The following is a 23,651-nucleotide window of genomic DNA, read 5'->3' on the forward strand; positions in this document are numbered from 1 at the left end:
CCGGGTAGCCGATTCCCCCCCCCGCCGAACGGCGGGGGTACACCCCCGTCACGCGTTCGGCACCCCGCCACCACTGGCCCTACCCTCAAAAGCACCCCCGCGGACCGCCCGAACCCGGCCGCCCGAACCGAGGAGGCACCATCACCACCACCCGCGTGCTGATCGTCGACGACGAGATCCTGGTCCGCTCCGGCCTCGGCCTGATCGTCGGCTCCGCCCCCGACCTGGAGGTGGTCGGCGACTGCTCCGGCGGACAGGCCGAGGACCACGTCCAGCGGCTGCGCCCGCACGTGGTGCTGCTCGACATCCGGATGCCGGACCTCGACGGCATCTCCGTGCTGCGCCGCGTGCGCGCCCTGCCCGACCCGCCCGCCGTGGCGATGCTCACCACCTTCGACACCGACGAGTACATCGGCACCGCGCTGCGGGCCGGCGCGGCCGGCTTCCTGCTCAAGGACACCGCCCCCGAGCAGTTGGTGCACGCCGTCCGGGTGCTCGCGGCCGGCGGCAACATCCTCTCCCCGACCGTCACCCGCACCGTGATCGGCGGCTACGTGGACGGCGGCGGCCCGGACGCCGAGGCCACCACGCTGGCCCGCACCCTCACCGTCCGCGAGCTGGACGTGCTCGCGCTGCTCGGCGAGGGCCTGTCCAACGCCGAGATAGCCGACCGGCTCTTCCTCGGCACCGGAACGGTCAAGGACCACATCAGCGCGATCCTCGGCAAGCTCGGCGCCGCCAACCGGGTCCAGGCCGCCGTGCTCGCCCACCGGGCCGGCCTGGTCCGGCCCAAGCCCGGCAACGGGGCATGACGGCCGTCGACCAGCTGCCGTCCCGACGGCTGCCGGCCTGGTGCACCGCCCCCTGGCTGATGCTGCTGCTGCCCGTCCTCTACTCCCTGGTGGACGCCGCACTGGTGGCCCGGGAGGCCTCCTGGTGGCAGATCGCGCTCTCCACGCTGGCAGCCGTCTCGCTGTGCCTGCGCCGCCGCTTCCCGGTGACGGTGCTGCTGCTCACCATGCCGGGCAGCTGGGTCGACGAGATCTGGCTGGCCCCGATCACCGCCGTCTACACGGTGGCCTCCGAACGCCCCAGCCCCCGGATCCTGCTCCCCTGCGGCACGCTGTTCACCCTGGTCGAGTTCTTCCACTGGCCGGTGGCCCCCACCGCCCTCGACCTGAGCCGGGACAACGCCCTCAACGCCATCCAGGCCGTGATGCTGGCGGCCGGCCCGGCCGCCACCGGCCTGCTCGCCCGCACCCGCCGGGAGCTGGCCGCCAGGCTGGACGAGCTGACCCGCGGCCAGGAGCGGGAGAGCCGGCTGCTCGCCGAGCGGGTGCTGCTCAGCGAGCGCGGCCGGCTGGCCCGGGAGATGCACGACGTGGTCTCGCACCAGGTCAGCCTGATCAGCATCCAGGCCGGCGCGCTCCAGGTGAGCACCGCCGACCCGGCCGCCTCGACCACCGCCCGCACCATCCGCGAGCTCTCGGTCCGGACCCTGGACGAACTTCGGCAGATGGTCGGGGTGCTGCGCGGCACCGGCGGCCCGCTCCCGGACGCCCCGCTCGCCCCGCAGCCCCGGCTGGCCGACCTGCCCCGGCTGATCGAGGAGAGCGGCCTGGCCGCCGACACCGAGCTGAACCCGGGCGACCGCCCGTGGCCGGAGGCGGTCGAACGGGCCGCCTACCGCACCGTCCAGGAGGCCCTCACCAACATCACCAAGTACGCCCCGGAGGCGGCGGTGCACGTGCGGGTCCGGGCGAAGGGCCGCCGGCTGCGGGTCGAGGTCCGCAACGGGGCGCCGCCGGTGCACCCCGCCGAGCCCCTTCCGGGCGGCGGCCACGGCCTGGTCGGCCTGCGCGAGCGCGCCCAGCTGCTGGGCGGCACCCTCACCGCCGGGCCCACCCAGGACGGCGGCTTCGAGGTCCGCGCCGAACTGCCCGCCAACCGCTCCTGACCGGGGGCCCGGAGCCCGGGACCCCGGGAACGAGAAAGCCCCGCAGATCCGAAGATCTGCGGGGCTTCGCTGTGCGCGAGGGGGGAGTTGAACCCCCACGCCCTTTCGGGCACTGGAACCTGAATCCAGCGCGTCTGCCTATTCCGCCACCCGCGCATGGGTGTTGTCTTCTCTGCCGTCCGATCCTCGGAACCGCTCGGTACCATGTGGCCTTCGCGCTTCCTCGGTCCGGCTTCCCTTCCGGGCGGCCCTTCCGACGTGGAAAACATTAGCACGACCTGCGGGGTGGCTCCGAATCCGTATCCCGGAGACGCCTGCGGCAGCCGAACAGAGGCACGACGAACGGACGATCGAGGGGTGGGCGGCGGCTCCGACGGGCACACCTGGCGTGCCGCACCCGGAATGCGTCACCCTGTGTGTCCGAGCCCACCCCCGGGCACCACGCGGTCCGGGAACCGTACGGAAGGGCCCGGCGTGGATACGATCAGTACGGAAGTACCGCAAGTAGGCGCGACCGACTCCCCGCTGGGATCCGGTCGGCAGGCAGGCGAACGAACCCTGGAAGGGGGTGCCCCATGGGAATGCTGAAGAAGTTCGAGCAGCGGCTTGAGGGTCTCGTCAACGGCACCTTCGCCAAGGTGTTCAAGTCCGAGGTCCAGCCCGTGGAGATCGCCGGTGCGCTGCAGCGCGAGTGCGACAACAACGCGAGCATCTGGAACCGCGACCGCACCGTCGTGCCGAACGACTTCATCGTCGAGCTCAGCCCGCACGACCACGAGCGGCTCAGCCCCTACTCCGGGCAGCTCGGCACCGAGCTCGCGGGCATGGTCCGCGAGTACGCCGAGGCCCAGCGGTACACCTTCATGGGCCCGCTCCAGGTGAACCTGGAGAAGGCCGACGACCTGGACACCGGCCTGTACCGGGTGCGCAGCCGCACCCTGGCCGCCGAGGAACCCCAGCAGTACGCCCAGCCGCAGCCCGGCTACGACCGCCCGCCGGCCGCGCCGGCCCCCGGCGCACCGTGGCAGCAGACCGGCGCCGGGCAGTACAACGCGCCCCCGCCGCCGGCCGCGCCCCCCGCGATGCCCCCGGCCCCGCCGGCCGGCGGGAACGTCCGCGCCTTCCCCGGCGCCGGCCACGGCACCTCGATGCGCCGCTGGGTCGAGGTGAACGGCGCCCGCCACCAGATCACCGGCGCGGCCTGCGTGCTCGGCCGCTCGACCGAGGCGGACGTGCGGATCGACGACCCCGGGGTCTCCCGCAAGCACGCCGAGATCCGCCCCGGCACCCCTTCGATGGTCCTCGACCTGGGCTCCACCAACGGCATCGTGGTGGACGGACAGCACACCCAGCGCGCTACGCTCCGCGACGGCTCCCGAATCGTCGTGGGATCCACCACCATCGTCTACCGGCAGGTCGAAGGGTAGTGTCCGATTTGTTCGCGCGCCTCGCTCACCGACTGGCGGGACGGTCATGTCAGAACTGACCCTCACGGTCATGCGGCTGGGCTTCCTGGCCGTGCTGTGGCTGTTCGTCATCGTCGCGATCCAGGTGATCCGCAGCGACCTGTTCGGCACCAAGGTGAACCCCCGCACCTCCCGCCGCGGCACGAGCGCCCCGTCGGGCGGCCCCGCGACCGCCACCACCGCCGCCGGGCGTCCGACGCCCGCTCCCGGCGGCCCCGGCGCGGGCCAGACCCAGGGCGGCGGCCGCCGCCGCGGGGCCCCGACCCAGCTCGTCGTGGTCCAGGGCTCGCTGGCCGGGACCACCGTCGCGCTCCAGGGCCAGACCATCACGCTGGGCCGCGCGCACGACTCCACCATCGTGCTGGACGACGACTACGCGTCCTCCCGGCATGCCAGGATCTATCCGGATCAGACTGGGCAGTGGACGGTCGAGGATCTAGGCTCCACCAACGGCACCTATCTGGACCGGCAGCGCCTGACCGCGCCCACCCCGCTCCAGCCGGGCACGCCGATCCGTATCGGCAGGACCGTCATCGAACTGCGGAAGTAGTAGCGCATGAGGGACAGCAACCCGTCCATGACCCAGAGGGGGGCACAGGTCGCATGACCCTGGTGCTGCGCTTCGCCGCCGGCTCCCACAAGGGACTGATCCGGGAGGGGAACGAGGACTCCGGCTACGCCGGGCCGCGGCTGCTGGCCGTGGCCGACGGCATGGGCGGCGCCGCGGCCGGCGAGGTCGCGTCCTCCGAGGTGCTCGGCTCGATCGTCCGGCTGGACGAGGACGTGCCGGGTGCCGACCTGCTGACCCTGCTGGGCGACGCCGTCCAGGGCGCCAACGACCGGCTCCGGCAGATGGTCGAGGAGGACCCGCAGCTGGAGGGCATGGGCTGCACGCTGACCGCCATGCTGTGGACGGGCCAGCGGATGGGCCTGGTGCACGTCGGCGACTCCCGCGCCTACCTGCTGCGCGACGGTTCGCTGGTGCAGATCACCCAGGACCACACCTGGGTGCAGCGCCTGGTCGACGAGGGCCGGATCACGCCCGAGGAGGCCGAGACCCACCCGCAGCGCTCGCTGCTGATGCGGGCCCTGGACGGCCGCGGCCAGGTCGAGCCCGACCTGTCGATCCGCGAGGTCCGGGCCGGCGACCGCTACCTGATCTGCTCCGACGGCCTCTCCGGCCCGGTCAGCCACCAGACCCTCCAGGACACCCTCGGCAGCTACTACTCGCCCGAGCAGACCGTGCAGGAGCTGATCCAGCTCGCGCTGCGCGGCGGCGGTCCGGACAACATCACCTGCATCGTGGCGGACGTCATCGACGTCGGCGCCACGGACACCATGAGCGGCCAGTTCAGCGACGTCCCGGTGGTCGTCGGCGCGGTCGCCGAAACCCCGCCGTCCTCCGCCGCCGACCGCTCGATCCCGGACACCCCGGCCGGCCGCGCCGCCGGCCTCGGCCGCAGCCCCCAGGGCGCCTTCGGCCCGGCCGAGGGCTACGAGGGCGGGTCGAACGGCTTCGGCCCCGCCGAGGGCTACGAGGGCGGGTACGGCTACGGCTCCGGCGAGCCCTCGGTGTACGGCACCGAGGAGTTCGACGAGGACCAGCCCCCCAGGCGCAAGCGCCGCGGCCTGACCATCTCGCTGGCCGTCCTGGTCACGCTCGGCCTGCTGGGCGGCGCCGGGTTCTTCGGCTACCAGTGGACGCAGGGCCAGTACTACATCGGCGAGGACGGCGACCACGTCGCCGTCTACCAGGGCATCAACCAGAACCTGGCCGGCCTGAGCCTGTCCTCGGTGCACGACTCCTACAGCAACATCCCGCTGAAGTGGCTGCCGCAGGACCAGCGCGCCCACGTGAACAAGACCATCTCGGTCAACAGCCTGACCGACGCCCGCACGACCGTGCAGGAGCTCGACGGCTGGGTCCAGCTCTGCCAGAAGGCCGCCAAGGCGACCGCGCCGGCCCCGCAGGGCGCCCAGGCGACCCAGGCCAGCAAGGCCTCGTTCGTGGCCGCCACCCCGCCCCCCGCGGGCGAGAAGGAGAAGCCGCGCACCCCGACGACGACTCCGACACCGACCGCCCCGAGCACGCCGGCTCCGCAGAACACCGCCCCGCCGGCCGCCGCCGCCCCGAGCGAGCAACCCCAACTGACCGACGACGAGCGCAGCCGGGCCGAAGCCTGCCCGAAGCAGTGACGTCCGTGATCCGACATAGGTCCGCCCGGAGCGGGCTTGCCGGCCGTCAGGGAGCGGTCACCACGTGAGCAGCTACAACCTGAGCGGCGACACCGACCGCGGCGGAGGCACGGGCCGACGCCGGGCGACGGCCGAGCGCACCGCGCCCCGGCGCCGGGGCAACACCACCATCTCGCTCCAGGGCGCGCCGAACCGGCGCAACACCGAACTGGCGCTGCTGGTCTTCGCCGTCCTGCTGCCGATCCTCGCGTACGCCAACGTGGGCCTGGCGATGGACTCCGAGCTGCCGGCCGGGATGCTCGGCTACGGCCTCGGAATGGGCTCCCTGGCGCTGGTCGCGCACCTGCTGGTGCGCCGCTTCGCCCCGTACGCGGACCCGCTGATGCTGCCCATCGCGACCCTGCTGAACGGGCTGGGCGTGGTGATGATCTGGCGGCTGGACAAGGCGGGCAAGCTGCTCAGCGGCAACTTCCCGGCGGCGCGCAACCAGCTGATCTGGTCGGCCCTCGGGGTGGCGCTGTTCATCGGCGTGATGGTGCTGCTGAAGGACCACCGGGTGCTCCAGCGCTACACCTACATCTCGATGGTGGTGGCGCTGGTGCTGCTCGCCGCGCCGGCCTTCTTCCCCGCCCGGGCGGAGGACTTCGGCGCGAAGATCTGGATCCGGATGGGCAGCTTCTCCATCCAGCCCGGCGAGTTCGCCAAGATCGTCCTGACCGTGTTCTTCGCCGGCTACCTGATGGTCAAGCGGGACGCCCTGGCGCTGGCCAGCCGCCGCTTCATGGGCCTGTACCTGCCGCGCGGCCGCGACCTCGGCCCGATCGTCGTGATCTGGCTGCTCAGCCTGCTGATCCTGATCTTCGAGAACGACCTGGGCACGTCCTTCCTGTTCTTCGGCCTGTTCGTGGTGATGCTCTACGTCGCCACCGAGCGGACCAGCTGGATCCTGTTCGGCCTGCTGATGTCGGTCGGCGGCGCGGTCGCGGTCGCCATGACCACCAGCCACGTCAAGGTCCGCATCGACGCCTGGCTGGACCCGATGGCCGCCTTCGGCCCCAACCCGCCGAAGGGCGCCACCGAGCAGATCGGCCAGTCGCTGATGGCGCTCGGCTCCGGCGGGGTGACCGGCTCGGGGCTCGGCCAGGGCCGCTCCTGGCTGATCAACTTCGCCGCCAAGAGCGACTTCATCCTGGGCTCCTTCGGCGAGGAGCTGGGCCTGACCGGCCTGATGGCGATCTTCCTGCTGTACGCCCTGCTGGTACAGCGCGGACTGCGCACCGCCCTCGCCGCCCGCGACCCGTTCGGCAAGCTGTTCGCCGTCGGACTCTCCTCGGCGATGGCGCTCCAGGTCTTCGTCGTGGCCGGCGGGGTCACCGGACTGATCCCGCTGACCGGTATGACCATGCCGTTCCTCGCCCAGGGCGGTTCGTCCGTGGTCGCCAACTGGGCGCTGGTCGCAATCCTGCTGAAGATCAGCGACAGCGCCCGCCGACCCGGGGCCGAACCGGCCCCGGCCACCGAGGGCCAGGGAGGACCCGCCCGATGAACAAACCGATCCGCCGGGTCTCGATCTTCTGCCTCGTGCTGATCCTGGCCCTGATGGTGCGCACCAACTGGGTGCAGGGCGTCCAGGCCGACGCCTGGGCCTCCAACAAGAACAACAAGCGCCAGCTGTACGACCGCTACGCCCACCCGCGCGGCAACATCATCGCCGGCGGCCAGCCGGTGACGAACTCCGACTTCGTGAACGGCCTGCGCTACAAGTACAAGCGCTCCTGGGTCAACGGCCCGATGTGGGCTCCGGTGACCGGCTACTCCTCGCAGGCCTACGGCTCCAACGGGCTGGAGAACCTGGAGGACGGCATCCTCTCCGGCACCGACGACCGGCTGTTCTTCCGCAACACCCTGGACATGCTGACCGGCGAGCAGAAGCGCGGCGGCGACGTCGTCACGACCATCAACCCCAAGGTCCAGAAGGCCGCCTTCGACGCCATGGGCGACAAGAAGGGCGCGGTGGTCGCACTCGACCCGAAGACCGGCGCGATCCTGTCCCTGGTCTCCACCCCGTCCTACGACCCGGGCACCATCGCCGGCAACGACGACGGCGCCGCCTGGACGGCCCTCAACGCCGACCCGAACAAGCCGATGGACAACCGGGCGCTGAAGTACACCTATCCGCCCGGCTCGACGTTCAAGCTGGTCACCGCGACCGCCGCGTTCGAGAACGGCCTGTACCAGAGCATCGACGACGCCACGGACACCCCGGACCCGTACGTCCTGCCCGGCACCAAGACCGAGCTGAAGAACGAGAGCCCCAACGAGCGCTGCGGGAACGCCACCGTCAAGTCCGGGATGGACCAGTCCTGCAACACGGTCTTCGCCAAGATGGGCGCGGACCTGGGCAAGGAGAAGATGCGGGCGCAGGCCGAGAAGTTCGGCTTCAACAGCACCGTCGACACCCCGGTCCGGGCCGAGAAGAGCGTCTTCCCGAGCAGCCCCAGCCAGGACCAGACCGCCCAGGACTCGATCGGCCAGCACGACACCCGGGCCACCCCCCTGCAGGTGGCCATGGTCTCCGCCGCGATCGCCAACAACGGCAGCCTGATGCAGCCGTACCTGGTCGACTCGGAGCGCTCCGCCTCGCTCACCACCATCTCCAAGCACACCGAGAAGCAGTTCTCCCAGGCCATGAGCCCGGCCACCGCGCAGAAGATGCAGGACCTGATGGTCTCGGTGGTGCAGGACGGCACCGGCAAGAACGCCCAGATCCCGGGTCTCCAGGTCGGTGGCAAGACGGGCACCGCCCAGCACGGCGAGAACAACGCCGGGCTGCCGTACGCCTGGTTCACCTCCTGGGCGAAGACCCCGGACGGCCAGTCGGTCGCGGTCGCGGTCGTGGTCGAGGACGGCTCCGACAACCGTGACGGCATCAGCGGCGGCCGGCTGGCGGCCCCGATCGCCAAGGCGGTGATGCAGGCCGCCCTCGGCAAGTAGCCGCCGGGAGGAGAGGTGAGGCGAATGTCACGATTCGGCGCCACCGTCCGGATACCGGTCTGATATCGGCCGACGGCTGACTCCGGTCCGGTGCGGTGCGACCGGTAGCGTATCCGCCAGCAGCGGGTGTGCCCGTTGCCGCCCGCGAGGCGGCGCGCGGCCCGGCCGGAGAACCGGTCGCGGCGCGCGCGGCGTCACCCAGAGCGTGCGGGGACACCTACGTCACAACCTCACCGGCGGGTGAGGGAGAGGGTCGGAACTATGGAAGAGCCTCGTCGCCTCGGCGGCAGGTACGAGCTCGGCGGTGTCCTCGGACGCGGCGGCATGGCCGAGGTGTACCTCGCCCATGACACCCGGCTCGGCCGTTCCGTCGCAGTGAAGACGCTCCGGGCCGACATGGCCCGGGATCCGTCGTTCCAGGCCCGCTTCCGCCGCGAGGCGCAGTCCGCGGCGTCCCTGAACCACCCCGCGATCGTCGCCGTGTACGACACCGGCGAGGACTACATCGACGGCATCTCCATCCCGTACATCGTGATGGAGTACGTCGAGGGTTCGACGCTGCGCGAGCTGCTGCACTCCGGCCGCCGGCTGCTGCCGGAGCGCGCGCTGGAGATGACCATCGGCATCCTCCAGGCCCTGGAGTACTCGCACCGGGCCGGCATCGTGCACCGCGACATCAAACCGGCCAACGTGATGCTGACCCGGCAGGGCAACGTCAAGGTCATGGACTTCGGCATCGCCCGCGCGATGGGCGACGCCGGGATGACCATGACCCAGACCTCGGCCGTCATCGGCACCGCCCAGTACCTCTCGCCCGAGCAGGCCAAGGGCGAACAGGTCGACGCCCGCTCCGACCTCTACTCCACCGGCTGCCTGCTCTACGAGCTGCTGACCGTCCGGCCGCCGTTCGTCGGCGACTCCCCGGTCGCGGTGGCCTACCAGCACGTCCGGGAGGAGCCGCAGCCGCCGTCCGTCTTCGATCCCGAGGTGCGCCCCGAGATCGACGCGATCGTGCTGAAGGCGCTCGCCAAGGACCGCGACTACCGCTACCAGAGCGCCGACGAGATGCGCGACGACATCGAGCGCTTCCTCGACGGCCTGCCGGTCGCCGCCGCCCAGCAGGCCGCCTACGGCATGGGCCCGGCCGGGTACGGCTACGACCAGAACGGCTACCCGCAGCAGCACGACCCGTACGGCCAGACCAACGTGCTGCCCCAGCAGCCCGGCGGCCCGACCACCCTGCTGCCGCAGGCCTCCGCGCAGCAGGGCGGCTACCAGGAGGACGGCTACGGCCAGACCTACGCCGGCGCCGCGGGCGACGGCCACGACGGCTACGACGACGGCTACGGCCAGGGCGGCGGCCGGCGCGGCGAGGACCGGCCGAAGAAGAGCAACACCTCCTGGATCGTGCTGGCGGTGGCCGCCGTGCTGGTCCTGGTCGGCACCTTCTTCGTGGCCCAGGCGATGTTCAGCGACAAGGGCACCAAGGAGACCCCGAAGGTGTCCGCGCCGAACCTGGTCGGCAAGAGCCTGGCCGACGCCAGGACGGCCGCCGCGGCAGCCGGTCCCAAGCTGGTGGTGACCGAGGGCGACAAGGTCACCTGCCCGGACACCAACGTCAAGAAGGACCAGGTCTGCGCCCAGAACCCGGCGGCGGGCGGCCAGATCGCCGAGAACGCCACCATCACGGTGCAGCTCTCCTCCGGTCCGGCCAAGTCCCAGATCCCGACCGTGACCGGCAAGCCCAAGGACCAGGCGCTCCAGGCCCTGTCCGCGGCCGGTTTCACCAACGTCGGGGCCCCCGAGTACAAGGACGACGACACCGCCCCGCAGGACACCGTCATCGCCCAGGACCCGGCGGCCGGCACGCCCGCCGACCCGAGCGCCCCGGTCAAGCTGACGGTCTCGCAGGGCAAGGCCAAGCAGACCGTCCCGAACGTGGTGGGCGCCCAGAAGGACGACGCGCAGAACCAGCTGCAGAGCCTCGGCTTCCAGGTCGACACCTCGAAGACCACGCCGATCAACGACCCGACCAAGGTCAACACCGTGGCCTCGCAGTCGATCTCGCCCAACACCAAGGCGCCGGCCAACACGAAGATCTCGCTGACCATCTACAAGGCGCCGGACAAGGCCACCGTCCCGCCGCTGCAGAACGTCAAGCTGTCGGACGCCATCGCCCAGTTGCAGAAGCTCAACCTGGGCTACACCATCGTCGGCCCGCAGGACCCGACCTCGGTGGTCCAGATGACCAACCCGCCGGCCGGCACCCAGCTGGACCCGAACACCCAGGTCCAGCTGTTCACGAAGGCGGCCGAGCCGCCCAAAGGGGGCGACCCCACCACCACCCCACCCAAAGGAGACCACCCCTAAGCCCTGGTTCCCCTGGGGCTGACCCGGTCACCAACGCCCGAGGGCCCGTCGCAGCGACTGCGACGGGCCCTCGGGCGTTCCTCCTGGCGTTTCCCGGCGGCTCCGGCGGCTTCCGGAGGGTCCGGGAAGGGCCGGGAAGGGCCGGGAAGGGCCGGGAAGGGGCTCAGGAGCGCCGCAGCTCCGGCGGCGGGGTGCGCTTGGCGTCCATGTCGTCCACCCGCACCAGGCTGCCCCAGACCGCCATCCGGTAGCGCGAGGTGTACACCGGCGTGCAGGTGGTCAGGGTGATGTAGCGGCCGGGGCCCGCGTAGCCGGAGCTGACCGGGACGGGCGCGACGATGCCGGTGTCGTACTTGGACGTCTCCGGCAGGGTGTTGTCGACCTTGTAGACGTACCACTTGTCCTTGGTCTCGACCACGACCGCGTCGCCCTTGTGGACGGCGTCCAGGTCGTGGAACTTGGCGCCGTGGCCGTCCCGGTGCGCGGCCAGCGCGAAGTTGCCCGCCTCGTCCCAGGGCATCGCGGCCTTGTAGGGCTGCTCGTAGACGCCCGCCACGCCCTCGTCCAGGACGTCGGCGGAGGTGCCCATCCGGATCAGCACCTGGTAGTCCCGTCCCATCGCCGGGACGTGCAGGAAGCCGACGTCGTCCCCGATCGCGGGCGGCGGCACCGCGGCGGCACCGCCGGGCGCGGTGCCGGGGGCGGGGGCGGCGCCCGGCACGGCCGGGGCACCGGGGGTCGGGCCCGCGGCCCAGGAGTTGCGCAGCTTGTCGGAGGCGGCCGAGGCGGAGCGGTCCGCCTGCACGTTGGTCCACCACAGCGAGTAGGCCACGAACAGGCCCAGCACCAGGCCCACGGTGATCAGCAGCTCGCCGAAGACGCCGAGCGCGGCCAGCGCCCGGGCCCGTCCGCGCCGCTGCTTCCCCCTCGCCCCGTCCGGGGGCGGGGGGAAGGCCTCCTCGGCCAGCTCGATCGACTGCTCGGTGCCGTCGTGCCGCATCTGCGCTGCTCCCCCTCGAACGGGCCTGCGGGCGGCTATCCGCCCGTGATCGCGGCCGGCTTGCCTTGGCTGCGCGGCCGTTCCTCGATCATCTTGCCAAAGACGATGAGCCGGAACTTGGAGGTGAACTCCGGCGTACAGGTGGTCAACGTGATGTACCGGCCCGGACCGGCGTACCCGGCGCCGTTCGGCACCGGCTTGATCACGCTCACGTTGTTGGGCGAGGTCTCCGGGATGCCGCCGGTGATCTCGTAGGTGTAGTACCCGGTGGCGGTCTCCACCACGATCTTGTCGCCCTTGCCGAGCTCGTTGATGTACCGGAACGGCTCGCCGTGGGTGTTGCGGTGCGCGGCCAGCGCGAAGTTGCCGGACTTGTCGCTCGGCATCCCGGTGCCGGTGTAGTGGCCGACCAGGCCCTTGTCGAGCACCGACGGCTTGGAGGTGCCCTCGGCGATCGGGAACTTCAGCCCCAGCTTGGGCAGGTAGATGATGGCGAAGCCCTTGCCGGGCTCGAACACCTCGGGCTTGTTCGGGTCCGGGGCCGGCTGCCCCGGCTGGGCGGGCGGCTGGGCGTCGAACTGCTGCTCCAGCTGGTTGCGGGCGCCGTCGGCGGCCGCGTCGGCCTGCACGTTGGTCCACCAGAGCTGGTACGCGACGAACAGCAGCATCACCAGGCCGAGCGTTATGCACAGCTCGCCGCCGAACCGCGCGGCCACCACGGCGACGGACTCCTTGGGGCGCGCCCGCCCGGCCGCCCGGCCCTTCGCCCGGCGGCGCCCGCCGCCCGAGCGGACGGACGTCCGGCCCTGGGCGGCCCGTCGGCGCTCGGCCCGGCCGCCGGTGGGCGGGGCGGGCTCGGCCGCGGCCCCGTCGAGTGCGGGCAGGCGCAGCTGGAGGGTCTGGTCGGGCAGCCAGGGGTACTCGGGCCCGCCCGCGACGGGCTGCTCGGCCTGCTCGTACACGCCCCAGGCGTCCTCGGGCGCGGCCTGGGCCGGGTGCTCCGACGGGTACGGCTCGCCGTACCCGTGGGCTCCGTACCCCTGGGCTCCGTACTCCCCGCCGCCGTACGGGCCCGCCTCCGGCTGGTAACGCCCCTCCGGGCGCACCGCGGTCACGCCGCTCAGCCCCGGCCGATCACCGGGGCGAGCCCGGCCGACCGCTCGACGGCGAGCGGGTCGCCGCACTCCGCCAGCCAGTTGGCGAGCATCCGGTGCCCGCCCTCGGTGAGCACCGACTCGGGGTGGAACTGCACGCCCTCGACCGGCAGTTCGCGGTGGCGCAGGCCCATGATCACTCCGCTGCCGGTGCGCGCGGTGACCACCAGCTCGTCCGGCACCGTGGCCGGGTCGACGGCGAGCGAGTGGTAGCGGGTCGCGGTCAGCGGCGAGGGCAGGCCGGCGAACACGCCGCCGTCCTCGTGCTCGACCGGCGAGGTCTTGCCGTGCAGCAGCTCCGGCGCCCGGCCGACCACCGCGCCGTACGCGACCGCGATCGACTGGAGGCCCAGGCAGACGCCGAACACCGGCAGCCCGATCCCCGCGCAGTGGTGCACCATCTCGATGCAGACCCCGGCCTCCTCCGGCGCGCCGGGGCCGGGGGAGAGCAGCACCCCGTCGAAGCCCTCGTCCCCCGACCGGCGGACGGCGTGCTCGACGGTCACCTCGTCGTTGCGCACCACCTCGCAGGTGGCGCCGAGCTGGTACAGGTACTGGACCAGGTTGAAGACGAAGCTGTCGTAGTTGTCCACCACCAGGATGCGGGGCGGGGTCGGCTGGGTGGTCATGGTCGCGTGGTCTCCGTGGGATGCGGTGCTGGGTGGAAGTACCGGGGCACGCCGGGTCAGCCGGCCGAGGCCCCGTCGCCGCCGTCCACTGTGACGTCGCCGAAGGGGAGCAGCGGTTCCGCCCACGGGAAGACGTAGGTGAAGAGGAGGTAGACGATCCCCAGGATCAGGAGCAGCGAGATGGTGGCCCGAACCAGGGTGTTCCCCGGGAGGTGACGCCAGATCCAGCCGTACATGGTGCTCCCTCGACGTAACGGACTGGGGTCAAGAGTAGACCCGGGATCCGCGCCCGCGAGGACGGTCCGCTACGGCTGGCCGCCCGTGGACCGGAGTTCGGTGGTCCCGGAGTAACCGGGCAGGGTGAGGTCGCCGCTCTCCTGGACCTTCCAGCCCAGGCCGTACGCCTGGACGTACTGGAGGTAGTTGCGGATCGTCGGGTCCGCGTCGACGGCCGTACGCAGCGCGTCCGTCCGGCCCACCGCCTTGACCACGTACGGCGGGGAGTAGACCCGCCCCTGCAGCAGCAGCGTGTTGCCGACGCAGCGGACGGCGCTGGTGGAGACCAGCCGCTGGTCCATCACCTGTACGCCCTCGGCGCCACCCCGCCACAGCGCGTTGACGACCGCCTGGATGTCCTGCTGATGGATGACCAGGTCGTTGACGCCGGGCTCGGGAACGCCGGGGATGCGGGCGGTGGCGTTCGGCGGGGCGTCGTTGAGGGTGACGGTCAGGCCGCCGCCCTGAAGCGGCTCCAGGGCCGCGCCGAGCCGCAGGCCGTCCAGCCGCGCCGTGTCGGCGGGGTCGTGGCCCTGGCTCTCGGTGAGCTGCTGCGCCCGGGCCTGGAGGTCGGCCAGCTGGGCCTGCGCCTGCTGGTTCTGCGAGCTGCGCTGGCGGACCACGTCGCCGAGGCTCAGCAGCGAGTTGTCGGTCCGCAGGTCGGTGCCGCGGGCGGTCTGCGCGCTGATGTAGAAGAGCAGACCGGCGAGCGCGAAGACGGCACAGGTCAGGGCGCGTCCGACAATTCGGGTGCCGGAGGGGCGGGTAGCGGCCTTCCCCGGGGGAATCGACAAATTAGTCACCGTACCCTTATCTCCGCGAGACCCGCTGAGCCACTACGCTAACGGACGCCGGTGGCGGGTGCGGGAGCGGTCCCTGAGCGTTCTCCCCCACCGACCGTCGGCGCCTCGCCCGCTGCACGTCCGCGCGGTCTCACAGCGCATCGACAGGAGAGCACCTCGTGCCGAAGTCTCGACTCCGCAAGAAGTCCGACTACACCCCGCCGACCACGGCCGCGGTGAAGATCAGTTCGGGGCGCGGTTGGGTCGCCCCGCTGATGCTGGCGCTGTTCCTGATCGGCCTGGTGTGGATCGTCACCTACTACGTGACCAGCGGGAACTACCCCGTCGAGAGCTGGCGGAACTGGAACATCCTGGTCGGCTTCGGCTTCATCGCGGCGGGGTTCGGCGTCTCCACCCAGTGGAAGTGACGCTCCGCGCGTCCTGAGGGCCCGACACGGGGCTCCTTCCGCCGCTTCGGATCGCGGGCCCCGGAGCGGCGGTCAGGCATGTCCCGGTGCGGTCCGGGCCCGGCGGTCCGACGGCCCCACAGCCCGGTCGGTTATCCCCACCATCAGACTGTCGCGCTTATCCACATGGTTATCCACACTGGGGAAAAGTCCTCACAGCCTGTGGATAACTTTTCCGGTTCCGGTCGTCCACAGCTGTGCACAACCCCTCAGGAACGGGGGAACCGCACAGGAGGACACGCGTAGAACAACAGTCCACAGGAGGGTCGGCGCACAGCCTGTGCACAACCCCGCACCCGCTGTGGACAAACGTCCGGGCGTCACGCGCCGTACAGGGCCATCCCGGTCAACAGCATCGCCGCCTCCACGGCCACCGCCACGGCCAGCGTCAGCCCCTGCACCAGGCCGCGGCGCTCGCGCGGGGCGTACATCAGGCCGAAGGCGGTCAGCGCGCCCAGCGCCAGGCCGCCGAGGTGCGCGCGCCAGTCGATGTTCGAGCGGGAGAAGGTCACCACCAGGTTGAAGACCAGGAAGGCCATCGCCGGGGCGAGCGGGCCCCGGATCCGCAGCTGCATCACGATCGTGGCGCCGATCAGGCCGAAGACCGCCCCGGAGGCCCCGAACGAGTCCATCAGGTTCCCGGCCAGCAGGAAGGCGAAGGTGCTGCCGCCGAGGCCGGAGAGCAGGTAGAGGGCCAGGAAGCGCAGCCGGCCGAGTGCCTCCTCCAGCGGCGGGCCGAGCCAGAACAGCACCAGCATGTTCATCCCGATGTGCCACCACTCCAGGTGCAGGAAGGTGGCGGTCAGCAGCCGGTACCACTCGTGCGGGCCGTCGGCGACGCCGGCCGGGCCGCCGCGGATGTCCCCCCCGGCGCTGAACAGCGACCAGATCTGGCCCAGCCTCGGGGTGAGCACGTAGGCGGCCAGCAGCCAGACCACCAGGTTGACGCCGATCAGCGCCCTGGTCACCAGCCCGCCGTCCACGGTCAGCGCCCCGCCGAACCGGGTGGTCGCCCGCCGCGTCCCGGCGTGCCCGTTGCCGACGCACTCCGGGCACTGGAAGCCCACCGAGGCGGTCACCATGCACTGCGGGCAGATCGGCCGCTCACAGCGGGTGCAGGACACCCCGGTGGCCGTCTGCGGGTGCCGGTAGCACCCGGGCAGCCCGCCCTCCGGGGACCCTTCCGCCGCCGACCGCGACTCGTCCGGGAGCATCACCGGTTCCCCTTCCCGTACGCGACCACCGAAGCCGCCAGCCTACTGCCGCCCGCAGCCCCCGCAGGGGTCCTGCCCGGCCCACCTCCCGCCCTCGCGCCCCCAGCGGTCCTGCCCGGGCCACCTCCCGCCCTCACGACCCACCACCCCCCGAAGCCCCCCGCAGGGGCCCCGCTCGGCCCACCCGGGGTGCCAGTGGACAAATCCGGATGCATGATCAGCATTCAGGTGGATATGTGCATAAAGGACGCCACCCAGGAGGAGAGACTCGTGAGCTTTTCGGATTCGGCCCGTGAGACGGCCACCAGGACCCGGGACACCGCCGTGCTGTTCGCGGACGGCGCCAAGCAGCGCCTCGGGCCCGCCTTGGACGCCCTCGGGCCGAAGGCCGCCCAGGCCGCCCACAGCCTCCGGGTCCAGTACGACCGGCACCTCGCCCCGCAGTTCGTGCAGGCCTTCGCCAGCCTGTCGCCCGAGGCCCAGGAGAACGCCCTGAAGGCCCTCCACCGGGCCCAGGAGACCGCTCTGGCGGCCCGTCTGTCCGCCGCCCGCGCCGCCGACCAGGCCCGCGCCGCGGTCACCCCGGTGGCCCAGGAGGCCCAGGCCCGCGGCGCCGCCGCGCTGACCGCCCTGCACGGCAACGTCAGCTCGGCCGAGATCAGCGAGATCGCCGCCCGGAACGCCCGCAAGGAGCGGTGCAACGGCTGGGCCACCGGCCTCGCGGTGGCCGGCGTACTGGCGATCGGCGGCGGCATCGTCGCCTGGCAGTGGTGGCGCCGGCACAGCAACCCGGAGTGGCTGGTCGAGCCCCCGGCCCCGCAGGCGGCCCGGCCGGCCGGCGCACACGCCGCGACCGCCCCGGTGAACGGTGCCACGCCCGAGGAGGCCGCCGGGACCACCGACGCCACGCCCACCCGGGACGAACCCACCGAGGACGGGCCCACCGGGGACGACCGCCCGCAGCCCTAGCGGGCACCCCCGGAAACGACCGAGGGCGGCCGACCCGTCATTCCAGGTCAGCCGCCCTCGTGGCGCTGTGGAGCATAGGAGACTCGAACTCCTGACATCTGCCTTGCAAAGGCAGCGCTCTACCAACTGAGCTAATGCCCCTCGATGGCACGGCCCGTGCCAACGGGCACTAGCGTACCGGGTTCCGACGCCGTTCCCGGCGCCGTTCCCCTGGAAGAACCGGTCGGTCCGGTCAATCGACCGGACCGACCGGTTGGGGAGGCGCGGTCGGGCGCCTCCGAAGACCGTCGATCGTCAGATCGTCCGGGGCCTCAGCGACCAGCCGGGACCGGGTCGGTGGCCTCGGTCCACAGGTCCTGCTCGGCGCGGTCCGCCTGGACCTGACGGTAGACAAAGAAGCCGCCGAGGGCGACCAGGGCGACCAGGAGGAGCTTCTTCACCGCGGGACCTCGTCCTTCTTGCGTTGTGGACTCAAGAGCCGGTGCTCCCGGTCCGAGTGACCGGGCCGACGAGTCCAGATGTGTTTCGAGCGCGAACGGGCGGCCGGGTGCCAGACTGCCCTTGCGGCCGATGATACACACCGGTATCCCAATCGTGACCAGCCACCGGCGCGGTCAACCCGGCGGTCCGGTCGGAGGATTGACGCCACACCTCCTGGCACACGGTTCGTCCGCACGCGGTCCGTCGGCGGAGCCCCCGTCCACACCGGCCGACAGGCGGCCCTGGAACCGCCCCAGGGCGGTCCGGAAGCCGGGGGCACGGGGATTTTCCCGGGGGAACGCCGAAGGGCCCGGAGTGGATCACTCCGGGCCCCTCGTGGTGGTGGGCCTAACAGGACTTGAACCTGTGGCCTCTTCCTTATCAGGGAAGCGCTCTAACCGTCTGAGCTATAGGCCCGCGCCGAAAAGAGAGCTTACCGGAACCTGGCCGATCCACGAAAACGCCGAAGGGCCCGGAGTGGATCACTCCGGGCCCTTCGCGGTGGTGGGCCTAACAGGACTTGAACCTGTGGCCTCTTCCTTATCAGGGAAGCGCTCTAACCGTCTGAGCTATAGGCCCTTGCCGCACTGAAAGATTAGCGGACCGACCGCGAATCTCCCAAATCCGTTTCGGCGACGGTCACCGCGGGGGCTGCGGCAGGACCCCCTGCGGCCGGGCGCACCAGCCACTCCTCACGGGTGGGCGGCAGGCCCGCCGCGCCCTCCTCGGTGCTGCGGACGGCGAGGACCTGGTTGACGCCGATCCGGTTCTGCTCGAAGGCGAGCGCCGAGGCGGCCATGTACAGCCGCCAGACCCGGGCCCGCCCGAGGCCGACCAGCCGGACCGCCTCCGTCCAGTGCGCTTCGAGGTTGGCCACCCACTCGCGCAGGGTGAGCCCGTAGTGCTCGCGCAGCGACTCGACGTCCCGGACCTCGAACCCGGCCTCCTCCAGCCGGGCCACGGTGGAGCCGACCGGGGAGAGCTCGCCGTCGGGGAAGACGTAGCGGTCGATGAAGGGGCTGGTGCGGTGCGGCTCGCCGGGGATGTCCGGGCGGCGGGCGATCTGGTGGTTGAGCAGCCGGCCGCCGGGCACCAGCAGCCGGTACAGGCCCTCGGCGTAGACCCGGTACTGCTCGGAGCCGACGTGCTCGGCCATCCCGACGCTGGAGATCGCGTCGAACGGGCCGTCGGCGATCTCCCGGTAGTCCTGCAGCCGGACCTCGACCCGGTCGGCGAGGCCGGCCTCCTCGACCCGCGCACGGGCCAGGGCGACCTGCTCCCTGGAGATCGAGACGCCGACCGCGGTGACGCCGTAGTGCTTCGCCGCGTGCAGCAGCAGCGAGCCCCAGCCGCAGCCGACGTCCAGCAGCCGCATCCCGGGCCGCAGGCCGAGCTTGCGGCAGATCAGGTCGAGCTTGGCCTCCTGGGCGGCCTCCAGGCTCTTGGACTCGGGCGTCCAGTAGGCGCAGGAGTACACCAGGGACGAGCCCAGCACGAGGCCGTAGAACTCGTTGCCGACGTCGTAGTGGTGGCTGATGGCCTCGCGGTCCCGGCTGCGGCTGTGCAGCCGGCCCTGGGCCCTGCGGACCTCCTCCGGGGGCGGCGTGGGCTCCGGGCCGAGCGCCCCGGCCCGCAGCACGGCGGCCAGCACCTTGCGGCCCCCGGCGCCGACGACGTCGCGCGGCCCGAGGGCCATGGTGCGGATCTCCGGCCGCTCGGAGAAGCGGGCGACGGCGGAGAGCGTCTCGTACAGGTCGGTGCCGGGGGCCAGGTCCAGGTCCCCCGCGACGTAGGCCCGGGCGAGGCCCAGCTCGTTCGGCTGCCAGACCAGTCGGCGCAGCGCCCGGCGGTTGCGCAGCACCACGGTGGGCGCCCCGGGCGGCCCGGCGACGCTGCCGTCCCAGACCTGCACCCGCAGTGGTACCGGGATCCCCAACAGCCCGTCCAGGGCTTCGACCAGTTGACCTGCGAGCTTCGCCACCCCACGCCTCCGTCCAGTCGTCCTGCGGAACCTCAGCTGACCCGGTCGAGCGGACCGGGGGCGGCCTGCGGCACTCCCAGAAGCGGGAACGGGCGGCGTCCAGCTAATCCCACCGCGGACGGCCCGTTTCCGGGCGGCGCGCCGCGGGGTACCGGCTGTCACCCGAAATGCCGACGGGCCCCGCCGGCTGCAACAGCCTGCGGGGCCCGCACATTCCGCCCGTGGACGGTCAACTGACCGATGGTCAGGTTCCGGCCGGATCAGTCCTCTTCGGCCAGGGTCAGCTCGACGCCGCCGGTGAAGCCGGCCGCCGCGTTGTAGATGAAGGCCGAGAGCGTGGAGAGCGCCGTCAGCAGCACGACGTCGACCACGGCGATCAACGTGGTGAACATCATCACCTTGCCGAAGCCGATGTAGTCCATCAGGTTCAGGGTGCTGCTGGCGTTCTCCGCGCCGCCGCCGGTGACGTCCTTGAGCGTCTTGGTCAGCGAGTCGAAGACGCCGAGCGAGTCCAGCGTCATCCACAGCACGGCCGAGGCCACGATGATGATGATGCCGACGGCCAGCGACAGCAGGAAGCTGACCTTCATCACCGACCACGGGTCGACCTTGGTCACCCGCAGCCTGGCCTTGCGGGTCCGGCCGAGGCCACCGCCGGTCGCGGGGGCGCCCGCCGGGCGGCGCGCCGCCCCGGCGACGGGGGTCCCGCCGGGCGGGGTGTTGCCGGTCCGGGTGCCCCGGGCCGGGGTCGGCTGCCCCTTGGCGTAGGTGGTCGGCTGTGAGAAGCCGGCCCCGCCGGGGGCGGCACCGCCCGGCGGGGGCGGGTTCTGGCCCCCGTACGTCGCTCCGCTCTGGCCCGCTCCGCCGACCGGTGGCATCAGCGAGGTGGACGCGGCCGGGTGCTCGGTCGGCGGCTGCGGCACGCCGTACCCCCCACCCTGCTGCGCGCCCGGACGGCCGCCGGAGGGTCCCCCCGCAGCACCCGTGGCTCCACTCACCTGGTCCTCCCGCACTTCCCACCAGGGCGGCGCCGCCCTGGTCCGTCACTCGTCATCCAGCGCCCGGCGGGATTGCCCGGAACTGGTCGGCGTCCGGTGCCGCCGCGTCCACTCTCTGGACGCGACGGCACCGGTCTGCGGTTCGGTTCAGACCTCGGCGTCTCCGCCGACCGCCGTCCCCGTACCCTCGGCCGTCTCGGTGGACTCGGTGTCCCCGACCTCGTCCTCCGCCGTCTCCTCGTCCTCGGCCTCCGCGTTGCGGGCCATGCCCACGACCGCGTCGCGCTTCCCGAGGTTGATCAGTTGGACGCCCATCGTGTCACGTCCGGTTTCACGAACCTCGGAAACCCTCGTGCGGATCACCCCACCCGACAGGGTGATCGCCATGATCTCGTCGGTGTCGTCCACCACGAGCGCCCCGACCAGCGAGCCCCGGCCCTCGACGATCTTCGCCGCCTTGGTGCCGTAGCCGCCGCGCCCCTGGACACGGTACTCGTCCACACCGGTGCGCTTGGCGTACCCGCCGTCGGTGGCGGTGAAGACGTAGGTGCCCGGACGGACGACGTTCATCGAGAGCAGTTCGTCGTCCTCGCGGAAGGCCATGCCCTTGACGCCGGAGGTGGCGCGGCCGGTGGGCCGCAGGGCGTCGTCGGTCGCAGTGAAGCGGATCGACTGGGCCTTCTTGGAGACCAGCAGCAGGTCGTCCTCGGCGGAGACCAGCTCGGCGCCGATCAGCTCGTCGTCCCGGCCCTCCTCGTCCTGGCGCAGGTTGATCGCGATCAGGCCGCCGGAGCGCGGGGAGTCGTAGTCCTTCAGCGCGGACTTCTTCACCAGGCCGGCCCGGGTGGCGAGGACCAGGTACGGCTTGTCCTCGTAGGTGCGGACGGCCATCACCTGGGTGATGTGCTCCTCCGGCTGGAAGGCCAGCAGGTTGGCCACGTGCTGGCCGCGGGCGTCGCGCCCGGCGTCCGGGAGCTCGTAGCCCTTGGCGCGGTAGACCCGGCCCTTGTTGGTGAAGAACAGGATCCAGTTGTGGGTCGTCGTCACGAAGAAGTGGTCGACGATGTCGTCCTGCTTGAGCTGGGCACCGCGCACGCCCTTGCCGCCGCGCTTCTGCGAGCGGTAGAGGTCGGAGCGGGTCCGCTTGACGTAGCCGCCGCGGGTGATCGTGACGACGATGTCCTCCTCGGCGATGAGGTCCTCGATGGAGAGGTCGCCGTCGGAGGGGATGAGGGTCGAGCGCCGCTCGTCGCCGTACTTCTCGACGATCGCGGTGAGCTCCTCGGAGATGATCTCCCGCTGACGGGTCGGCGAGGCCAGGATCGCGTTGTACTCGTCGATCTTGCGCTGGAGCTCGTCGTGCTCGTCCATGATCCGCTGGCGCTCCAGGGCGGCCAGGCGGCGCAGCTGCATCTCCAGGATGGCGTTGGCCTGGAGCTCGTCGATGTCGAGCAGGCCCATCAGGCCGGTGCGGGCGGCGTCGGCGCTGGCCGAGGCCCGGATCAGCGCGATGACCTCGTCGATCAGGTCCAGGGCCTTCAGCAGCGCGCGCAGGATGTGCGCGCGCTCCTCGGCCTTGCGCAGCCGGAAGGTGGTGCGCCGGACGATGACCTCGACCTGGTGGTTGACCCAGTGCCGGATGAAGGCGTCCAGCGACAGGGTGCGCGGCACGCCGTCGACCAGGGCCAGCATGTTGGCGCCGAAGTTGGTCTGGAGCTCGGTGTGCTTGTACAGGTTGTTGAGCACGACCTTGGCGACCGCGTCGCGCTTGAGCACGACCACCAGGCGGGTGCCGGTGCGGGACGAGGACTCGTCGCGGACGTCGGCGATGCCGGCGATCTTGCCGTCCTTGACCAGGTCGGCGATCTTCAGCGCGAGGTTGTCCGGGTTGACCTGGTACGGCAGCTCGGTGATCACCAGGCACTGGCGGCCCTGGATCTCCTCGACCTCGACCACGGCGCGCATGGTGACCGAGCCGCGGCCGGTGCGGTAGTAGTCGTCGATGCCGCGGCGGCCGACGATCAGCGCGCCGGTGGGGAAGTCGGGGCCCTTGATCCGCTCGATCAGGGCCTCCAGCAGCTCCTCGGCGGAGGCCTCCGGGTTCTCCAGGTACCAGAGCGCGCCGGAGGCGACCTCGCGGAGGTTGTGCGGCGGGATGTTGGTGGCCATGCCGACCGCGATGCCGGTGGCACCGTTGACCAGCAGGTTGGGGAAGCGGGCCGGCAGGACGGTCGGCTCCTGGGAGCGGCCGTCGTAGTTGGGCGCGAAGTCGACGGTCTCCTCGTCGATGTCGCGCATCATCTCCATGGCCAGCGGCATCATCTTGCACTCGGTGTAGCGCATGGCCGCGGCCGGGTCGTTGCCCGGGGAGCCGAAGTTGCCGTTGCCGTCCACCAGCGGCATCCGCATCGACCACGGCTGGGCCAGGCGGACCACGGTGTCGTAGATCGAGGTGTCGCCGTGCGGGTGGTAGTTGCCCATCACGTCGCCGACGACGCGGGCGCACTTGTAGTAGCCCTTCTCGGGGCGGTACCCGCCGTCGTACATCGCGTAGAGCACGCGGCGGTGCACCGGCTTGAGGCCGTCGCGGACCTCGGGGAGCGCACGGCTGACGATCACGCTCATCGCGTAGTCGAGGTACGAGCGCTGCATCTCGGTTTCGAGCTCGACCGGCTCGATCCGCATGGTCGCCTGGGCGGTGGCCTCGGCGGCCTCGGG

At 71.8% G+C, this 23,651-nt stretch carries 20 protein-coding genes and 4 tRNA genes; 10 read left to right on the forward strand and 14 right to left on the reverse strand.

Going from position 1 to position 23,651, the window contains the following annotated elements:
• Positions 1-161 precede the first annotated feature (161 nt).
• On the forward strand, positions 162-812 hold the full coding sequence (locus RZ50_RS08030; protein WP_308271568.1) for a response regulator transcription factor: 651 nt from the start codon (positions 162-164) through the stop codon (positions 810-812).
• Positions 809-1,957, forward strand: coding sequence for a sensor histidine kinase (locus tag RZ50_RS08035; protein ID WP_196951164.1), 1,149 nt, complete (start codon positions 809-811; stop codon positions 1,955-1,957). Before RZ50_RS08030 ends, RZ50_RS08035 begins: the two co-directional genes overlap by 4 nt.
• Positions 1,958-2,029: 72 nt before the next feature.
• Here the strand turns inward: RZ50_RS08035 and RZ50_RS08040 are convergent.
• Positions 2,030-2,113: transfer RNA gene (locus tag RZ50_RS08040), tRNA-Leu, on the reverse strand.
• A gap of 419 nt (positions 2,114-2,532) precedes the next feature.
• On the opposite strand from RZ50_RS08040, the gene RZ50_RS08045 reads away from it, so the two are divergent.
• The 6 genes from RZ50_RS08045 to pknB all read left to right on the forward strand — a co-directional run bounded on the left by RZ50_RS08045 (position 2,533) and on the right by pknB (position 10,983).
• Positions 2,533-3,384 (forward strand): DUF3662 and FHA domain-containing protein, encoded by an 852-nt coding sequence (locus RZ50_RS08045; RefSeq protein ID WP_196951165.1) that lies wholly within the window; start codon positions 2,533-2,535, stop codon positions 3,382-3,384.
• A gap of 46 nt (positions 3,385-3,430) precedes the next feature.
• Positions 3,431-3,973 carry an FHA domain-containing protein gene (locus RZ50_RS08050; RefSeq protein WP_196951166.1) on the forward strand — a complete coding sequence of 181 codons (543 nt, stop codon included), beginning with the start codon at positions 3,431-3,433 and terminating at the stop codon, positions 3,971-3,973.
• 53 nt (positions 3,974-4,026) lie between these two features.
• Positions 4,027-5,619, forward strand: coding sequence for a PP2C family serine/threonine-protein phosphatase (locus tag RZ50_RS08055; RefSeq protein WP_196951167.1), 1,593 nt, complete (start codon positions 4,027-4,029; stop codon positions 5,617-5,619).
• Positions 5,620-5,788: 169 nt separating this feature from the next.
• Positions 5,789-7,165 (forward strand): FtsW/RodA/SpoVE family cell cycle protein, encoded by a 1,377-nt coding sequence (locus RZ50_RS08060; RefSeq protein WP_308271569.1) that lies wholly within the window; start codon positions 5,789-5,791, stop codon positions 7,163-7,165.
• Positions 7,162-8,613 carry a penicillin-binding protein 2 gene (locus RZ50_RS08065; protein ID WP_196951169.1) on the forward strand — a complete coding sequence of 484 codons (1,452 nt, stop codon included), beginning with the start codon at positions 7,162-7,164 and terminating at the stop codon, positions 8,611-8,613. The genes RZ50_RS08060 and RZ50_RS08065 overlap by 4 nt, the downstream gene beginning before the upstream one ends.
• 261 nt (positions 8,614-8,874) lie before the next feature.
• Positions 8,875-10,983, forward strand: coding sequence for a Stk1 family PASTA domain-containing Ser/Thr kinase (gene pknB, locus RZ50_RS08070; RefSeq protein ID WP_196951170.1), 2,109 nt, complete (start codon positions 8,875-8,877; stop codon positions 10,981-10,983).
• A gap of 163 nt (positions 10,984-11,146) precedes the next feature.
• Here pknB and RZ50_RS08075 read toward each other — a convergent pair whose 3' ends face one another.
• The 5 genes from RZ50_RS08075 to RZ50_RS08095 form a co-directional block, all read right to left on the reverse strand.
• Positions 11,147-11,983: a class E sortase gene (locus tag RZ50_RS08075; protein WP_196951171.1), complete on the reverse strand. Its 837-nt coding sequence runs from the start codon at positions 11,981-11,983 to the stop codon at positions 11,147-11,149.
• Positions 11,984-12,018: 35 nt separating this feature from the next.
• Positions 12,019-13,098 (reverse strand): class E sortase, encoded by a 1,080-nt coding sequence (locus RZ50_RS08080; protein WP_308271529.1) that lies wholly within the window; start codon positions 13,096-13,098, stop codon positions 12,019-12,021.
• A gap of 5 nt (positions 13,099-13,103) precedes the next feature.
• The gene (locus RZ50_RS08085) at positions 13,104-13,766 is read right to left on the reverse strand and encodes an aminodeoxychorismate/anthranilate synthase component II (protein ID WP_196951172.1); all 663 of its coding nucleotides are present in this window, start codon (positions 13,764-13,766) and stop codon (positions 13,104-13,106) included.
• Between the two features lie 56 nt (positions 13,767-13,822).
• Entirely contained in the window at positions 13,823-14,002 is a 180-nt protein-coding gene (locus RZ50_RS08090; RefSeq protein ID WP_196951173.1) for a hypothetical protein, read from the reverse strand.
• 69 nt (positions 14,003-14,071) lie between these two features.
• Positions 14,072-14,836 (reverse strand): DUF881 domain-containing protein, encoded by a 765-nt coding sequence (locus RZ50_RS08095; RefSeq protein WP_254802027.1) that lies wholly within the window; start codon positions 14,834-14,836, stop codon positions 14,072-14,074.
• Positions 14,837-15,003: 167 nt separating this feature from the next.
• Here RZ50_RS08095 and crgA point away from each other — a divergent pair, with 167 nt between their 5' ends.
• Entirely contained in the window at positions 15,004-15,252 is a 249-nt protein-coding gene (crgA, locus tag RZ50_RS08100) for a cell division protein CrgA (protein WP_196951174.1), read from the forward strand.
• Between the two features lie 359 nt (positions 15,253-15,611).
• On the opposite strand, the gene RZ50_RS08105 is transcribed toward crgA, so the two are convergent.
• On the reverse strand, positions 15,612-16,505 hold the full coding sequence (locus RZ50_RS08105) for a rhomboid family intramembrane serine protease (protein ID WP_196951175.1): 894 nt from the start codon (positions 16,503-16,505) through the stop codon (positions 15,612-15,614).
• Positions 16,506-16,775: 270 nt separating this feature from the next.
• On the opposite strand from RZ50_RS08105, the gene RZ50_RS08110 reads away from it, so the two are divergent.
• Entirely contained in the window at positions 16,776-17,474 is a 699-nt protein-coding gene (locus RZ50_RS08110; protein WP_196951176.1) for a DUF5324 family protein, read from the forward strand.
• A gap of 68 nt (positions 17,475-17,542) precedes the next feature.
• Here the strand turns inward: RZ50_RS08110 and RZ50_RS08115 are convergent.
• The 7 genes from RZ50_RS08115 to gyrA form a co-directional block, all read right to left on the reverse strand.
• Positions 17,543-17,615 (reverse strand) — tRNA-Ala (locus RZ50_RS08115).
• 170 nt (positions 17,616-17,785) lie between these two features.
• Positions 17,786-17,914, reverse strand: a complete 129-nt coding sequence (locus tag RZ50_RS08120) for a DLW-39 family protein (RefSeq protein WP_014137031.1) — start codon at positions 17,912-17,914, stop codon at positions 17,786-17,788.
• 380 nt (positions 17,915-18,294) lie between these two features.
• Positions 18,295-18,371 (reverse strand) — tRNA-Ile (locus RZ50_RS08125).
• A gap of 85 nt (positions 18,372-18,456) precedes the next feature.
• Positions 18,457-18,533: transfer RNA gene (locus RZ50_RS08130), tRNA-Ile, on the reverse strand.
• 16 nt (positions 18,534-18,549) lie between these two features.
• The gene (locus tag RZ50_RS08135) at positions 18,550-19,935 is read right to left on the reverse strand and encodes a cyclopropane-fatty-acyl-phospholipid synthase family protein (RefSeq protein WP_196951177.1); all 1,386 of its coding nucleotides are present in this window, start codon (positions 19,933-19,935) and stop codon (positions 18,550-18,552) included.
• A 260-nt stretch (positions 19,936-20,195) separates the two neighbouring features.
• A complete protein-coding gene (locus RZ50_RS08140; protein WP_308271530.1) occupies positions 20,196-20,858 on the reverse strand; it encodes a DUF3566 domain-containing protein in 663 nt (220 codons plus the stop codon).
• Positions 20,859-21,080: 222 nt separating this feature from the next.
• Positions 21,081-23,618, reverse strand: a complete 2,538-nt coding sequence (gene gyrA / locus RZ50_RS08145; protein WP_217680399.1) for a DNA gyrase subunit A — start codon at positions 23,616-23,618, stop codon at positions 21,081-21,083.
• Positions 23,619-23,651 lie beyond the last annotated feature (33 nt).

The organism is Kitasatospora sp. SUK 42 (genome assembly GCF_015776785.2).
GTDB lineage: Bacteria > Actinomycetota > Actinomycetes > Streptomycetales > Streptomycetaceae > Kitasatospora.